We start from the raw sequence: 15,648 nt of genomic DNA, 5'->3' as shown, positions 1-15,648 counted from the left end.
TCACTCGGCCGCGACGGGCAGATCGCCCGCGCGCCGAAAATCCTCGGGGAAGTTGGTGATCGCGCTCATCACGGGCATCGGCGTCAGGCCGCCCATGGCGCAGAGCGAGCCGTCGGTCATGATCTCGCAGAGATCCTCGACGAGCTTGAGGTTGGCCTCCGGGCGGATGCCGGAGATGACCTTGTCCATGGTCTCGACGCCGCGGGTGGCGCCGACGCGGCAGGGGGTGCACTTGCCGCAGGATTCGGTGGCGCAGAACTCGAAGGCGAAGCGGGCCTGTTTGGCCATGTCCACCGTGTCGTCGAACACCACGATGCCGCCATGGCCGACGAGGCCCTTCTTGGCCGCCATCGCCTCGTAATCGAGGGGCGTGTCGAGCAGATCGTCGGGGAAATAGGCCCCGAGCGGGCCGCCGACCTGCACCGCTCGGACCGGCCGGCCCGAGGCCGTGCCGCCGCCGAAATCCTCGATCACCTGACGGATGGTGATGCCGAAGGCGTACTCGATCAGGCCGCCCTGCCGGATGTTGCCGGCGAGCTGGATCGGCAAGGTGCCGAGCGAACGGCCCATGCCGTACTCGGCATAGGCCTTGGCGCCGTGCTCGAGGATGTAGGGCACGGCCGTGAAGGTCATGACGTTGTTGACCAGCGTCGGCTTGCCGAGAAAGCCTTTCAGCGCCGGGATCGGGGGCTTGGCCCGGACGATGCCGCGCTTGCCCTCCAGGCTCTCCAGCAGCGAGGTCTCCTCGCCGCAGATGTAGGCGCCGGCCCCGAGACGGACTTCCAGGTGGAAGTTTTTACCGGAGCCCAGAATGTTGTCGCCGAGCACACCGGCCCGCACGCCGTTGGCGATCGCGTCGCGGAGCGTGCGGAATGCCTGCGGGTACTCGGAGCGGCAGTAGATGTAGCCCCGCGTGGCCCCCGTTGCGACGGCGGCGATGGTCATGCCCTCGATCAGGTTGAAGGGGTCGCCCTCCATCATGATCCGGTCGGCGAAGGTGCCGGAATCGCCCTCGTCGGCGTTGCAGACCACGTATTTCTGGTCCGATTGGGCCAGCATCACCGTGTTCCACTTGATGCCCGCCGGGAAGCCGGCGCCACCGCGCCCGCGCAGACCCGAATCGCGCACCTGGGCGACGACGCCCTCGGCCTCGAGCTTCAGCGCGGCTTCGAGCCCGCGATAGCCGCCATGGGCCCGGTAATCCTCGACCGAGACCGGATCGACCACGCCGCAGCGGTGGAAGGTGAGCCGGTGCTGCTTGGCGAGGAAGGGGATTTCCTCGGGCTTGCCGAGGCGGAGCGCGTGCGCGCCGCCCTCGGTGAGCCCGGCATCGAGCAAGCCCTCGACATCGGCCGGCGTCACCGGGCCGTAGGCGATGCGGCCTTCAGGGGTCGCGACCTCGACCATCGGTTCGAGCCAGAGCAGGCCGCGGGTGCCGGTGCGGACGATGCGCACGTCGAGACCACGACGCTCGGCCCCGGCGAAGATCGCGCGGGCGACGCGGTTGGCGCCGAGGCCGAGGGCGACGGCGTCCTGCGGAACGTAGACGGTGATGCTCACGCGCGAACCTCCTTGAGGGCGGCGTCGAGGGATTCGGCCGAGAGCCGGGCCAGCGGCTCGTCATCGACCAGGGCGGCGGGGGCGTTGGCGCAGAGGCCGAGGCAGTAGACCGGCTCGACGGTCACGCCGTCGGCGCTGGTGCCGTGCCAATCGCAACCCATGCGGGAGAGGATTTCGCCGTGGAGCCGGTCGGAGCCCATCGCCTGGCAGGCCTCGGCCCGACACAGCTTCACGTGGTGGCGCCCGGCCGGCGGTTCGCGCCGGAAGTCGTGGTAGAAGGTCAGGCAGCCATGCACTTCGGCGCGCGACAGGTTCAGCGCGTCGGCGATCAGCGGCACCGCCTGGGCGTCGACATAGCCGAACGTTTCCTGAAGCGCATGCAATATAGGGAGAGTCGCGCCTTCCAGAGATTGCAGCTCAGCCACGATCCCCGCGGCGCGTGAGGCGTTCCAAGGCTCGGAACCAGCCATGTTTTCCTGCCCAACTTGGTTTTGTTCTAAGGCCGGATCCAATCAGGGCTGGCACTAAAGTTCAATCAAGCTGTCTCGTGGCTCGACAAAAAACTTCGATCAAAACACGCCCGTTGCAGTGCATCATCCGCTTAACCGGGCATCAAATATTTTTTGAATTGCTATAAAATTTTCTTCGCTGCGGCCGGACGGGAGCGCTGACATCAACTTAAAGTGGCAGATCCGGCGGCCGTCGCACAGGTGAGATGCGGGCATGCGTCGGACGCCCCGCTGTCCCTTCGGGCATGCGAGCCAAGATTGTGCGTCGCTGGGTTGTTGGCCGCATCCGCAGTGAAAGGCGGCGATGGCCGGCTCAGATGCTGAGCGTCATGGGCAGCCGGTCGCACAGGCGGGGGCGGTGAAATCTTCCACAGCCCCCTGAGTGCGTATCGGCGCCTCACCGACGATCATGCTCGTCGGTGTCCCATCGCAGCGTGTCCGATGGGCCGAACCACGGCCCGTCGGAGAAGCGGCTCAGGCGGCGCCCCGGACCGCCCGGAACTGCGCGTAGCGCTTCAGGAGGTCGTCGATCAGCCGATCCCGGCCGTAGCCGGTGACGTCGTGCGGGCGGTCGCCCTCGGAGGTCTGGACGACGGCGCGGTAATGGCGCTGGTTCGACGACCTCGACGGGTTCTCGGCCCAGGCGAAGCTCGGATTCCGCAATCCGCGCACCCGGATGCCGTAGCGGAAGGCGCCCCGGTCCCCGTAGGGAACGATGAGATCGATCCGCTCGGCCGTCCGCACGACTTCGGGCGACAAGCCGCTCTCGCGCATCTGCCCGGCCACCGCTTCGAGGGCGGGCGCGACGGTGTCGTCGAGGAAGGTCTCGAGATCTTCCTTCCGGTAGGAGCGGGTGATGGCCGCCAGCCTGTCCTGCCAGGACAGGCCGCCCGACGCGGCGGCCGAGGACAGGTCGAGTCCGCCGCTGCGCCCCTCCATCTGGAGGGCCCGGAGCAGGCCGTAGCAGATGAAGATCATCACGACGGAGAAGGGAAGGGCGCTGGCGATGGCCGCGGTCTGGAGCGCCTCCAGCCCGCCCGCCACCAGAAGCACCGCGGCGATGGCGCCGCTGCTGACCGCCCAGAACACCCGCTGCCAGAGCGGCGGGTTGTCAGCCGCGCCCGAGGTGATCATGTCGATCACCAGAGCCCCGGAATCCGCCGAGGTGATAAAGAAGAAGATCACGAGCAGCATCGCCACGCCCGAGGCGATCGTGCCGAACGGCAGATGCCCGAGCATCTCGAACAGGGCAACAGGCATGTTGTCCTTGACGATCTGCGCCAGCGGCACCGCGCCGCTGCGATCCATCTCGATGGCGGAGTTGCCGAACACGGTCATCCAGAAGAAGGTGAACAGCACCGGCACCAGCAGCACGCCGGTGACGAATTCGCGGATGGTGCGCCCACGCGAGATCCGGGCGATGAACATGCCGACGAAGGGCGACCACGCGATCCACCAGCCCCAGTAGAACAGCGTCCAACTGCCGAGCCACTCATTGGGCTTGTAGGCGTAGGTCTGGAGCGTGCGCTCGACCACGGCCCCGAGATAGGCGCCGACATTCTGGACGAAGGCCTGGAGCAGGAACACCGTCGAGCCGGTGACCAGCACGAAGGCGAGCAGCACGACGGCCAGGATGATGTTCAGTTCGGACAGAATCTTCACGCCCTTGTCGAGCCCGGAGGCGACCGAGAGCGTGGCGCAGCCGGTGATGGCGGCGATCAGGATGATCTGCACGAAGGTGTTGTTCGGAACGCCGAACAGGTGGGTGAAGCCGGCATTGACCTGAAGCACGCCGAGCCCGAGCGAGGTCGCGACGCCGAAGATCGTGCCGAGCACCGCGAAGATGTCGATCGCGTGCCCGATCGGGCCGTTGATCCGGTCACCGATGAGAGGATGAAGCGCCGAGCGCACCGTCAGCGGCAGGCCGCGGCGGAACGAGAAATAGGCCAGCGCCAGCCCGACGACGATGTAGATCGCCCAGGCGTGCACACCCCAGTGGAAGAAGGTCAGCACCATCGCCCGCTGGGCGGCCTCGATGGTCTTGCCCTCGCCCACGGGGGGCGTAGCGTAGTGCTGGATCGGCTCGGCCACCCCGAAGAAGATCAGGCCGATGCCCATCCCGGCGCTGAACAGCATCGCGAACCACGACAGGTAGCTGTAGTCCGGCTCGCTATCGTCCGGCCCCAGCTTCACGTCGCCGTAGCGGCTCAGCATCAGGAAGATCGCAAAGCCGAGAAAGCCCGCGACGACGGCGATGTAGAACCAGCCGAACTCGTGCACGATCGTAGCTTGCAGGGTGTCGAAGATCGACTTGGCCTGTGTGGGAAACAGCGCGCTGAGGCCGGCGAAGGCGAGTGTCAGGCCGGCCGAGGTGAAGAAGACCGGCGGGTTGACCTGCATCCGCGGGCCCCGGCGACCGAGTGGGCGCTGGTCGTTGAGGTCGTTCATGTCCGGTCGGGCTTCCCTTTGATGTCTTCGAACGATCCGGTCGCGGCGGATACAGGGCGTCGCACGGCATCGAAGCGAACGCGATCCGCTCCGATGCCGAGAAACGGCCCATCCACATATGTTAATTGCCGCGCTTCCGTTCCCGAGACCCATCCGGGACGGTGAAGAACCTCAGCTCTCGATGGCGGCGTAGGTCAGCACCCGCAATTCGCGGCGCAGGGGCAGGGCGGAGGAGGGGGTCAGCTGGGTCATCAGCACCACCGCCATGTCCTCGTCGGGATCGACCCAGAACGAGGTGCTCGCCACGCCGCCCCAGGAGACCTCGCCCGGCGTCCCCAGGATCTGGGCGCGCGCGGGATCGAGCATGACCGAGAACCCGAGACCGAAGCCAATGCCGGCATAGGAGGATTCGGCGAAGCGCGGCTGGCCCATGGCGGCGAGATCGCCGGGCAGGTGGTTCATCAGCATGAGTTCGACGGTCTTGCGCCCGAGCAGCCGCACGCCGTCCAGTTCGCCGAGTTCGAGGATCAGCCGGCAGAAGCGCAGGTAGTCGCCCGCCGTGGAGACGAGCCCGCCCCCGCCCGAGGCCAGCGGCGGCGGCGCCAGGAAGCGGCTGCCGACGCTGTCGTCGTAGAGGCGAAGGTTTCCGGCGCGGTCGAAGGCGTAGTTCGCCGCAAAGCGCGCCTGCTTCCCTTCCGGCACGAAGAAATCGGTGTCGTCCATGCCGAGCGGGCGCAGGATGCGCGACCGCATGAAATCGGCAAAATCCTGGCCCGAGACGACCGCCACGAGATGGCCGAGCACGTCGGTCGCGACCGAGTAGTTCCACTCCGCCCCCGGCCGGGCCAGGAGCGGTTGGCGCGCGAGCTTTGCCACGAGCTCGCCGAGCGGAAGGTTCGAGGTCTGGAAGTCGATCTCGTTCTGGCGGTAGAGCGCGTCGACGAGGGTCGCCTCCATGAAGCCGTAGGTCAGCCCGCTGGTATGGGTGAGGAGGTCGCGGATCGTGATGGCGCGCAGCGCCGGCTCGGTCTCGAGCTTAGCCCGGTTACCGCCGGTCATCACCCGCATCTCGGCGAATTCCGGCAGGAAGCGCGCGACCGGATCGTCGAGCTGGAAGCGCCCCTCTTCGTAGAGCATCAGCACCGCGAGCGAGGTCAGCGGCTTCGTCATCGAGTAGATGCGGGTGATGGTGTCGGCGGCAAACGGCCTCTCCCGCGCGAGGTCGGCATGGCCGTGGGCGCGGAAGAAGGCGGTCTTGCCACCCCGCAGCACGCTCACCGAGAGGCCGGCCAGCCGCCCGCTCTCGACATAGCCCCGCATCCAGGCATCGACCCGTTCGAGGCGGTCGGGACAGAGGCCGACGTCTCGGGGATCGGTCTCAACCTGCATGCGCGGCTCCTCGCGTTCGTGTCCGAGGCCCGTGTAGCGGCCCCGGATGGAGGGGCGCCAGCCCGAAAACCGTCACCAGCCCATCGTGCCGGGCCCGCCCTTGAACGGGCCGACGAGCCCCGGCGTGACCCAGCCGCCGTAGAAGCCACCGGGCTGAGGCTCGGCCCGCACGTCGCCGACGAGGCAGGCCTCCATCGGCCCGGCATAGAAGGCGACGTAGCCGGCAATCGGCCGGAAGCCCGGCGTCGGGTCGGGATAGGCCCAGGCCGCCCCCGGCGCCCGCTCTGCGCCGCCCATCACGTCGAACAGCACCGCCCGGCCTTTCCATTCGCAGATCCCGGCCCGGCGCGGGGGCCCGAGCACGCCCTCCGCGATCGCCTCGGGCGGAAAGTAGTAGGTCGGTGGGTGGCTCGTCTCCAGCACACGGAAGCCTTCCGTGGTCGCGGCGATGGTTTGGCCGCCGAGGATGACGGTCAGCCGCTCCGGCACCGACTCCAGCCGGGGCGGGCGGGGATAGTCCCAGACGCTTTCCTGCCCCGGACCGGGGCGGACGGGGATGGGCCGCACGGGCTCCTCCGTTGGTGTCGCATCAGCGGTTTGTCGCAACCGCCCCTCATGCTAGCGCATGGACAGCCCGAAAGAAGGACGACGCCGTGAGCCAAGAGGCACGCCAAACCGCAGACTACGCGCTGTTCCTCGATTTCGACGGCACCCTGGTCGAGATCGCCCCGCGCCCCGACGCGGTGCAGGTCGATCCCGGCCTGGTGCCCGCGCTAGAGCGCCTGCGCGAGCGGCTCGGCGGGGCGCTCGCCATCGTCACCGGCCGGCCGGTCACGGTGATCGACGATTTCCTGAGCCCCGCCCGGTTCGACGTGGCCGGGCTGCACGGCGTCGAGCGCCGGGTGGACGGTCATCGGAGCGGCGGACGGCCGGAGGATCATCCGGATCTGCGCGCGGGCGTCGAGCGGCTGCACGCGGAGACGGCCCGCTACGAATCCGTGCTGATCGAGGACAAGGGCGCCTCGGTCGCGGTGCATTGGCGGCTCGCCACGCCGGGCGATGCGCAGGCGGCCGAGACCATCGTGAAGGCGGTCGCGGCCGATCTCGGCGCCGCCTACCGGCTCCAACTCGGCAAGGCGGTCGGCGAGATCGTGCCGGCCGACGCCACCAAGGGCCACGCGATCCGCGCCTTCTCGGAGGCGGCCCCCTATGCCGGCCGGCGCACGATCTTCCTCGGCGACGACCGCACCGACGAGATCGCCTTCGCCTCGGTCAACGAGGATGGCGGCATCAGCGTGCGCATCGGCGACGGCGAGACCGTGGCCGGCCGCCGCCTCGCCACGCCCGCGGATGTGCGCGCGCTGATCACCGCCTGGGCCGAGGGCGCGCCCATCGATCCGGACACGCTGCCCGCCGCCTGACCCCCTTCACGGCTTCGTTCACGGCTTGCCGAACGGCCGGCGCACCCTCTGTTACAGCGTCGTCCCGAAGGGTGGTTGCCGGCTTTCGAAAAAGAGACGACGCAAAAACAAGACCCGCGGCAAAGCACCACGAGAGGCAAGAGGCGGATGTTCGAGTTCCCGGTGCTGATCGGCGATATCGGCGGGACGAATGCCCGCTTCGGCCTGATCGAAACGAGGGGAGCGCCGCCCCGTCTCCTCTCGCGCGAGGCGACGCACGGCCATCCCGATCCGAGCGCGGCGATCCGGGCCTCCCTGGCGCAGGGCGGCGGGCCCGCGCCGCGCTCGGCGATCCTGGCGATTGCGGGCCGGGTCGATGCTCCGGCGGTCCATCTCACCAACGCTGACTGGCTGGTGGACGCTGCCGCGATCGGCCGCGATTTCGGGCTCGCGCGGGTCGCCCTCGTCAACGATTACGTGCCGGTCGCCGCGGGCGCGGCCGGCATCGCGCCCGACGACCTCACGCCGATCGGCCCGACTTGCAGCGACGCCAGCGGGCCGCGCCTCGTTCTCGGGCCGGGCACCGGCTTCGGCGCCGCCGCCCTGATCCCCTATGAAGACCGCCTCGCCATCGTCTCGACGGAGGCCGGCCACACCGATCTCGGGCCGACCGACGCCGAGGAGTTCGCGATCTGGCCGGCGGTCGAGCGCGTCGAGGATCGGGTCACGGTGGAGACGCTGCTCTCAGGCCCCGGTCTCGCCCGGCTCTGCGCGGCGATCCGCGCGGTGCGGGCGGGCGGCGACGGCTCCCTGTGCGACCCGGCCGAGATCACGGGCAACGGCCTCTCGGGCGAGGATCCGCACGCGCATGCCGCGCTCGGACTGTTCAGCAAGCTGCTCGGCCGGGTCTGCGGGGATCTGGCGCTGACCTTCCTGGCCACCGGCGGAGTCTATATCGGCGGCGGCATCGCCCCGCGGATCGTCCCCATCCTGCGGGAAGGCGCGTTCCGCGAGGCCTTCGAGCGCAAGGCGCCCTTCGCCGGGCAGATGCGCACCATCCCCACCAGTGTCATCACCGTGAAGGACCCCGCCTTCAGCGGCCTCGCGGCCCTGGCGAGCGAGAGCGAACGCTTCGTCTATCACGGGCGTGCCTGGACGCCGCAGCGGTAAGGCCGGCGGGCCTCGTGCGCCTGCGCCACGTCCTCGGTGAGCAGGCGGTCGAGCGTCAGCGTCTGGATCGGTCATCGGCGAAGATCGCCGATGTCGGAATAGCCGATGCCGAAACCGTCGAGCGCGATCCGCACGCCGTGGGCGGCGAGCCGCTCCAACGGCACGCGATCGAGATCGTTCAGCAGCACCTTCCTCGGTGATCTCGACGGTCAGCTCCTCGGGCGAGAAATCACGTTCGTCGAGGAGCGCACGCGACCCGCCGAAAGCCCCCTGGCATCGGCCGAACGGTCTGTTAACCATGGCCGGCGCTAAGCTTCCTCGTCCCAGCCGTCTCGTCCCGAACGGCGCGGGAGCGTGGAGCCGCCCAGAGTCCAGACCATGCGCGCCAAGCCCATTCTTCGCGCCCACCTCCTTCTCCTCGCCGGGGCGCTCGCCCTTCCGGCCGGGACGCAGGCCGCGCCGCGGGCCCACAGGGCCAAGGCTGCCCCCGCGGGCGTCGCCGTCGATTACAGCGTCAACCTCGCCGGCATTCCGATCGGCAACGCCCAGCTCACCGGGGCCTTCGAGGGCCCCCGCTACCGGATGGATGTCTCGGCGGTGCTGACGGGCCTCGTCGGCGCGGTCACCGGCGGCCAGGGTTCGGCCCGGTCCTCGGGCAGCATCGCCGCGGCGCCGCTGCCGAGCGCTTTCTCGATCGCCACCCGCACCAGCAGCTCGGGCATCGCCGTGCGCATGGCGCTGGCCAACGGCAACGTCACCCAGGCCGAGGTGACCCCGCCGCTGCTCGATACCGGCGACCGAGTGCCGGTCACCGCCGCGGCCAAGCGCGGCGTGATCGATCCGGCGAGCGCGCTGATGATGCCGGCCCGCGCCCGCGCCGACCTCACCGATCCGGAGAACTGCAACCGCACGCTCCCCGTCTTCGACGGCGCCACCCGCTTCAACGTGGTCCTGAGCTACGGCGAGACCCGGGCTGTGGAAAAGCCCGGCTACAGTGGGCCGGTTCTGGTCTGCAACGCCCGCTACGTCGCCATCGCCGGCCACCGGCCCGACCGGCCGGGGGTGAAGTTCATGGAAGACAACCGCGACATGTCGGTCTGGCTCGCCCCCGTCGAGGGAACGCGGGTGCTGGTGCCGCTGCGGATCGCCGTGCGCACCACGCTCGGCACCAATATCATCGAGGCGACCCGCTGGACGCGGACGGGCACAGCGACCGCCACCGGCGGCGAGGCGCAACCGGCCGCCGTCGCCGATGCGAGCCTGTCGCAGCAGTAGTTCTTCGGAACGGGATGCAGTTCGTCCATCCCGCTCTCGCCCTCATCCTTCGAGGCTGCTCCACAGCACCTCAGGATGAGGAGTTCGGGTCGGAGTCGCGAAATCGAACGAGGCTCGAGGCGGTCAGAGGATTCTTCCATGTTTCGACGCACGACCCCGCGGCGCCGCAACAGCCCTTTCCGGATCGCATGCCTCATCCTGGCCCTCCTCGTCCCATCCATCGCCTGGGCCGGCGGCACCCTCACGGCCGGGCCGGATTGCGGCCCCGATGCGTTCTCCTCCGCCCAGGTGATCGAGCACCGCCCGCCGCGCCGCGGCCCGCTCACGGCGATGCCCGACACGCTCTGCACGGACCTCACGCCGCAGCAGCCGCAGCCCCGGATCGACATCTACGCCTATCCCGGCATCGGTGCCCCCGCTGGCGGGCCGGCGCCGGGCGTCCCATATGAGGGACGGTCGCCGCGGCTCGCCCCGTACCGCTAGAGCATCATCCCGAAAGGTGGTTTCCGGCTTTCGGAAAAAAGATGATGCAACAGCAAGAGTCTGGAGCATCGTTTTGGATCCGGTATCCGGGACGGTGCTCGAGCGGCCGACTTCCGATGCAGGGCCCCGCGCCCGGCTGCCCTCCGCTCCGCCGACGGCCCTCAGCGCCGTAGGGATCGCCGCCCCCGCATGACGCTCCGCACCCTTCACCGCGAGGCCCGCGCGCGCGGGGTCACGGCGGTGCTCGGCCCGACCAACACGGGCAAGACGCACATGGCCATCGAGCGGATGCTTCTGCATCCGACCGGCATGATCGGCCTGCCCCTCAGGCTCTTGGCCCGCGAGGTCTATCTGCGCGTGGTCGCCAAGGTCGGCACCGAGAATGTCGCCCTCATCACCGGCGAGGAGAAGATCAAGCCGGACCGGCCGCGCTACTGGATCTGCACCATCGAAGCGATGCCGCGCGACCTCGACGTCGCCTTCGTCGCGATCGACGAGATCCAGCTCGCCGCCGACATGGACCGCGGCCACGTCTTCACCGATCGCCTGCTCTACCGCCGCGGTCGGGAGGAGACGCTGCTGATCGGCTCCTCGACCATGCTGCCGCTGGTGCAGGCGCTGATCCCCGGCGTGCAGACGACGACCCGCCCGCGTCTCTCGAGCCTGACCTTCGCGGGCGAAAAAAAGATCTCGCGGCTGCCGCACCGCACGGCGATCGTCGCCTTCTCGGCCGAGGAGGTCTACGCCATCGCCGAGCTGATTCGGCGCCAGCGCGGCGGGGCGGCGGTGGTGCTCGGCGCGCTCTCGCCCCGCACCCGCAACGCCCAGGTCGAACTCTATCAATCGGGCGACGTCGATTATCTCGTGGCCACCGATGCGGTCGGCATGGGGCTGAACCTCGACGTCGATCACGTGGCCTTCGCCGCGAACTGGAAATACGACGGCACCCGCTTCCGCAAGCTGTCCCCCGCCGAGATGGGCCAGATCGCGGGCCGCGCCGGCCGCCACATCGCCGACGGGACGTTCGGTTCGACGGGGCGCTGCCCGCCCTTCGAACCGGAGATGATCGAGGCGCTGGAGACTCACGATTTCGAACCCGTGCGCATGCTGCAATGGCGCAACCCGGATCTCGAATTCGCCTCGCTGGAACGGCTGCAGGCGAGCCTCGACGCGCATCCGCACGAGCAGGGCCTCACCCGCGCGCCGATGGGCGAGGACCAGCAGGCGTTCGAGATCCTGATGCGCGAGGACGACATCCGCGACATGGCCAAGGACCCCGCGGCGGTGCGCCGCCTCTGGGACACCTGCGGCGTGCCGGACTATCGCAAGGTCCATCCGCAGACCCATGCCGACCTCGTGGCCCAGCTCTACCGCTTCCTGATGCGCGGCATGGCGGGGCGCATTCCCAACGACTGGTTCGCCCGCCATGTGGCGATGATCGACCGCACCGACGGCGACATCGACGCCCTGTCCCAGCGCATCGCGCAGGGGCGGACCTGGACCTTCGTGGCAAACAGGCCCGACTGGTTGCTCGATCCTCTGCATTGGCAGGGCGAGACGCGTCGGGTAGAGGACAGATTGTCCGACGCCCTGCACGAGCGCCTCGCGAGCCGCTTCGTCGATAGGCGCACCAGCGTCCTGATGCGGCGCTTGAGAGAGAAGACGATGCTGGAAGCCGAAATCACCTCCGGCGGTGACGTCACCGTCGAGGGTCAACATGTGGGCCGTCTTCACGGCTTCCAATTCGTGCCCGACCCGCAAGCCGAGGGCCATGAAGCCAAAACCCTGCGCTCTGCCGCCGACAAGGCGCTGGCCGGCGAGATCGAGGCGCGGGCCGACCGCTTCGCCTCGGCTGCCGACGCCTCGCTGGTGCTCTCGCATGACGGGATCATCCGCTGGACCGGCGATCCCGTCGCCAAGCTGACGCCGGGCGACAAGCTGTTCGAGCCCGGCATCCGCCTCATCGCCGACGACAGCCTGTCCGGCGCCGCGCGCGAGAAGGTCGAGACGCGGCTGGCCGCGTGGCTGCGCGCCCATGTCGTGCGCCTGCTCGGGCCGTTGATGGAGATCGAGACGGCGGCTGACCTCACCGGGCTCGCCCGCGGCATCGGCTATCAGGTGGTCGAGGCGCTCGGCGTGCTGGAGCGGGCCAAGGTGGCACATGAGATGCGCACCCTCGATCAGGACGGGCGGGCGAATCTGCGCCGTCACGGTGTGCGCTTCGGCGCCTACCACATCTTCCTGCCGGCGCTGCTGAAGCCGGCCCCGCGCACGCTCGCCGCCCAGCTCTGGGCGCTGAAGAATGGCGGCCTCGACCAGCCCGGCCTCGACGAGATCGCGCATCTGGCCAGTTCCGGCCGCACCTCGATCAAGGTCGATCCGAACATCGCCAAGGGCCTCTACCGTGCCGCCGGCTTCCGGGTCTGCGGCGAGCGAGCGGTGCGCGTCGACATCCTGGAGCGGCTCGCCGACCTGATCCGCCCGGCCATCGCCTACCGCCCCGGCACGACCCCGGGCGAGCCGCCGGCCGGCAGCGCGGACGGCGACGGCTTCGTGGCGACCGTGAACATGACCTCGCTCGTCGGCTGCTCGGGCGAGGATTTCGCCTCGATCCTGAAGTCGCTGGGCTACGTCGCCCAGAGCCGCCCCGGCCCGGCCATCACGGTGCCCCTGGTCGCGGCAGCGCCGACCGTCCCCGCCACCCGCCCCGACGCGGTCGCCTCGCAGGACGCGACGACCGAGGAGACCGCCGGCGATGCGACGGCGACCGAGGAGACATCGGTCGAAGAAGCCTCAGCCGAGGAGACGGCTCAGGCGCCGTCGCAGGACGCGACCGCCGTCGATGCGGCTGCCGAGCCGAGCGACGAGACGGCGCCGGCCGAGGCGACCTCCGACGCCGGGGGCGAAGCCGAGCCAGCCACGGAACAGCCCGCCGAAGCACCGGTCGAAGCCGCTGCCCCGGTCGAGGCATCGGCGCCGGACGAAGCCGAGACGGCCGACGCGGCTCCCGAGGCCGCCGCGCCGATGCCGGCCGAGACCGCCGACGCCGCGCAGGCGGCTGCGGCGACCGGCGAGGTCGAGGCGGTGGACGCCGCCGATTCGGCGATTCCGGCCGATGAGCCCGCTACAGAGGCGGACGCTGCCGCCGCCGAGCCGGCCGCGCCCGAGACCGTCGAGGTCTGGCATCTGCACCGTCCGCAGCGTCACACTGGTCCGCGGCCCGGTCGCGGCCAGGGACGGCCGGATGGGCGGCAAGAGGGACGGCAAGAGGGTCGACCGGATGGCCGCCAGGATGGTCGTCGCAACGACGGCCCGCGCCGTCCCCGCGAGGACCGCCCGGAGGGTGGACGTCCGGCCCGTGCCGACGGCCGGGGCGACAGCCGCCGCGAAGGCCAGGGTGAGGGGGGCGGTCCCCGCCGCGAGCATCAGGGCGGCCGTAACCGTCCCGAACGCCGCGACGAGACCCGTCGTCCCAACGCCGAGCAGCGCCCGCCGCGCCGCGAGCGCCAGCCCGATCCCGATTCGCCCTTCGCGGCACTCGCCGCGCTGAAGGCGAAGCTCGAATCGGACGGGGGCAAGCGCTGAGGCGCCCGCCCGAAGAGCGGTTGCCGGTTTTCGGGCGCGGCGATGCCGTGCCTGATCCGGCGGCCGTGATCGCCGGATGAGCGCGGGGCGCCAGCGCCTCGACAAATGGCTGTGGTTCGCGCGGTTCGCGCGGACCCGCTCGATGGCGGCCCGTCTGGTGAGCGACGGGCATGTCCGCGTGAACGGCACCCGTGCCGACGCACCGGCCAAAGCCATCCATTGCGGCGACGTGCTCACCGTGGCCGCCCCCCACGGCACGATGCTGGTCCGGGTGCTCTATCTCGGCGAGCGCCGCGGCGGCGCCCCGGAGGCGCAGCGCCTCTACGAACCGGTCGGCGAGGCCGCGTCCTGACGCCTCAGGCGGCGCGATCCGCCCTCCCGGCAAACCTGCCGCTTGATCATCGCCGCACAAGCCTCTAATCGGTCCGCGCCTTTAGTGTCTCTCACAAAACTCCCGCTGCGCCGTCGAGGCCAGAGAGAGGGCTCCCGAGACCCGGGAGTTTTGCGAGGCACTCTTACGCCCGGCTCATGGCCGGTCCCGCGGTAGGATTGCACGATGGCCAAGGAAAAGTTCTCCCGTACCAAGCCGCACTGCAACATCGGCACGATCGGGCACGTGGATCACGGSAAGACGTCGCTGACGGCGGCGATCACGAAGGTTYTGGCGGAGTCGGGCGGGGCGACCTTCACSGCCTACGACCAGATCGACAAGGCGCCGGAAGAGAAGGCGCGCGGCATCACGATCTCGACCGCCCACGTCGAGTACGAGACGACCAACCGCCACTACGCNCACGGCGTAGTTGCCGATGGGGGGGCGGGGCGACCTTCACCGCCTACGACCAGATCGACAAGGCGCCGGAAGAGAAGGCGCGCGGCATCACGATCTCGACCGCCCACGTCGAGTACGAGACGACCAACCGCCACTACGCGCACGTCGACTGCCCCGGCCACGCCGACTACGTGAAGAACATGATCACCGGTGCCGCCCAGATGGACGGCGCGATCCTGGTCGTGTCSGCCGCCGACGGCCCGATGCCGCAGACCCGCGAGCACATCCTGCTCGCCCGTCAGGTCGGCGTKCCGGCSCTGGTGGTGTTCCTCAACAAGGTCGACATGGTCGATGACGAGGARCTMCTCGAGCTCGTCGAGCTGGAGGTGCGCGAGCTCCTCTCCAAGTACGACTTCCCCGGCGACGACATCCCGATCACCAAGGGCTCGGCCCTGATGGCGCTCGAGGACAAGGAGCCCAAGATCGGCAAGGAAGCCGTTCTGGCGCTGATGGCGACGGTCGACGAGTACATTCCGCAGCCGGAGCGTCCGATCGACATGCCGTTCCTGATGCCGATCGAGGACGTGTTCTCGATCTCGGGYCGCGGCACGGTGGTGACGGGTCGCGTCGAGCGCGGCATCGTCAAGGTCGGCGAGTCGGTKGAGATCGTCGGCATCCGTCCGACCACGACGACGACGGTGACCGGCGTCGAGATGTTCCGCAAGCTGCTCGACCAGGGYCAGGCGGGCGACAACGTCGGCGTGCTGCTGCGCGGCACGAAGCGCGAGGACGTGGAGCGCGGCCAGGTCGTGTGCAAGCCGGGTTCGGTGAAGCCGCACTCGAAGTTCAAGGCCGAGGCCTACATCCTGACGAAGGAAGAGGGCGGCCGCCACACGCCGTTCTTCACCAACTACCGCCCGCAGTTCTACTTCCGCACGACGGACGTGACCGGCGTGTGCACGCTGCCCGAGGGCACCGAGATGGTGATGCCGGGCGACAACGTGACCATGGACGTGGTGCTGATCGTGCCGGTGGCCATGGAAGAGAAGCTGCGCTTCGC

The 15,648-nt window shown here is 69.6% G+C and carries 12 protein-coding genes and 1 pseudogene; 8 read left to right on the top strand and 5 right to left on the bottom strand.

Annotated elements, in window-relative coordinates:
- The 5 genes from ASF53_RS09845 to ASF53_RS09825 form a co-directional block, all read right to left on the bottom strand.
- Complete coding sequence (locus tag ASF53_RS09845; protein ID WP_056197469.1) at positions 1–1,560, bottom strand: formate dehydrogenase beta subunit; 1,560 nt, start codon at positions 1,558–1,560, stop codon at positions 1–3.
- A complete protein-coding gene (locus ASF53_RS09840; protein ID WP_056197467.1) occupies positions 1,557–2,030 on the bottom strand; it encodes a formate dehydrogenase subunit gamma in 474 nt (157 codons plus the stop codon). Before ASF53_RS09840 ends, ASF53_RS09845 begins: the two co-directional genes overlap by 4 nt.
- A 513-nt stretch (positions 2,031–2,543) precedes the next feature.
- Complete coding sequence (locus ASF53_RS09835; RefSeq protein ID WP_056197464.1) at positions 2,544–4,517, bottom strand: BCCT family transporter; 1,974 nt, start codon at positions 4,515–4,517, stop codon at positions 2,544–2,546.
- A 171-nt stretch (positions 4,518–4,688) separates the two neighbouring features.
- Entirely contained in the window at positions 4,689–5,906 is a 1,218-nt protein-coding gene (locus tag ASF53_RS09830) for a serine hydrolase domain-containing protein (protein ID WP_056197461.1), read from the bottom strand.
- A gap of 72 nt (positions 5,907–5,978) precedes the next feature.
- Positions 5,979–6,473: a DUF427 domain-containing protein gene (locus ASF53_RS09825; protein WP_056197460.1), complete on the bottom strand. Its 495-nt coding sequence runs from the start codon at positions 6,471–6,473 to the stop codon at positions 5,979–5,981.
- An 86-nt stretch (positions 6,474–6,559) separates the two neighbouring features.
- Here ASF53_RS09825 and otsB point away from each other — a divergent pair, with 86 nt between their 5' ends.
- The 8 genes and pseudogenes from otsB to tuf all read left to right on the top strand — a co-directional run.
- Complete coding sequence (gene otsB, locus ASF53_RS09820) at positions 6,560–7,327, top strand: trehalose-phosphatase (protein WP_056197458.1); 768 nt, start codon at positions 6,560–6,562, stop codon at positions 7,325–7,327.
- Positions 7,328–7,474: 147 nt separating this feature from the next.
- Positions 7,475–8,476: a glucokinase gene (locus ASF53_RS09815; RefSeq protein WP_056197456.1), complete on the top strand. Its 1,002-nt coding sequence runs from the start codon at positions 7,475–7,477 to the stop codon at positions 8,474–8,476.
- Between the two features lie 378 nt (positions 8,477–8,854).
- Positions 8,855–9,751, top strand: a complete 897-nt coding sequence (locus ASF53_RS09810; protein WP_056197454.1) for a DUF3108 domain-containing protein — start codon at positions 8,855–8,857, stop codon at positions 9,749–9,751.
- Between the two features lie 138 nt (positions 9,752–9,889).
- A complete protein-coding gene (locus ASF53_RS09805) occupies positions 9,890–10,234 on the top strand; it encodes a hypothetical protein (protein WP_056197452.1) in 345 nt (114 codons plus the stop codon).
- Between the two features lie 189 nt (positions 10,235–10,423).
- On the top strand, positions 10,424–13,819 hold the full coding sequence (locus ASF53_RS09800; protein ID WP_056197450.1) for a helicase-related protein: 3,396 nt from the start codon (positions 10,424–10,426) through the stop codon (positions 13,817–13,819).
- Between the two features lie 76 nt (positions 13,820–13,895).
- Entirely contained in the window at positions 13,896–14,171 is a 276-nt protein-coding gene (locus ASF53_RS09795) for an RNA-binding S4 domain-containing protein (protein ID WP_056197448.1), read from the top strand.
- Positions 14,172–14,375: 204 nt separating this feature from the next.
- Positions 14,376–14,608 (top strand): annotated as a pseudogene (locus ASF53_RS27000) (GTP-binding protein); the annotation flags it as partial.
- A 1-nt stretch (position 14,609) separates the two neighbouring features.
- On the top strand, positions 14,610–15,648 hold a 1,039-nt coding region (gene tuf, locus ASF53_RS09790), incomplete at both ends, for an elongation factor Tu (RefSeq protein ID WP_156635527.1).

Origin of the sequence: Methylobacterium sp. Leaf123 (assembly GCF_001423405.1) — a bacterium.
GTDB lineage: Bacteria > Pseudomonadota > Alphaproteobacteria > Rhizobiales > Beijerinckiaceae > Methylobacterium.
This window is presented reverse-complemented; position numbering and strand designations above follow the sequence as displayed.

Coding starts and splice junctions, on each gene's coding strand:
- ASF53_RS09840 (WP_056197467.1), bottom strand. CDS start 2,030: ATGGCTGGTTCCGAGCCTTGGAACGCCTCACGCGCCGCGGGGATCGTG.
- ASF53_RS09835 (WP_056197464.1), bottom strand. CDS start 4,517: ATGAACGACCTCAACGACCAGCGCCCACTCGGTCGCCGGGGCCCGCGG.
- ASF53_RS09830 (WP_056197461.1), bottom strand. CDS start 5,906: ATGCAGGTTGAGACCGATCCCCGAGACGTCGGCCTCTGTCCCGACCGC.
- ASF53_RS09815 (WP_056197456.1), top strand. CDS start 7,475: ATGTTCGAGTTCCCGGTGCTGATCGGCGATATCGGCGGGACGAATGCC.
- ASF53_RS09810 (WP_056197454.1), top strand. CDS start 8,855: ATGCGCGCCAAGCCCATTCTTCGCGCCCACCTCCTTCTCCTCGCCGGG.
- ASF53_RS09805 (WP_056197452.1), top strand. CDS start 9,890: ATGTTTCGACGCACGACCCCGCGGCGCCGCAACAGCCCTTTCCGGATC.
- ASF53_RS09800 (WP_056197450.1), top strand. CDS start 10,424: ATGACGCTCCGCACCCTTCACCGCGAGGCCCGCGCGCGCGGGGTCACG.
- ASF53_RS09795 (WP_056197448.1), top strand. CDS start 13,896: ATGAGCGCGGGGCGCCAGCGCCTCGACAAATGGCTGTGGTTCGCGCGG.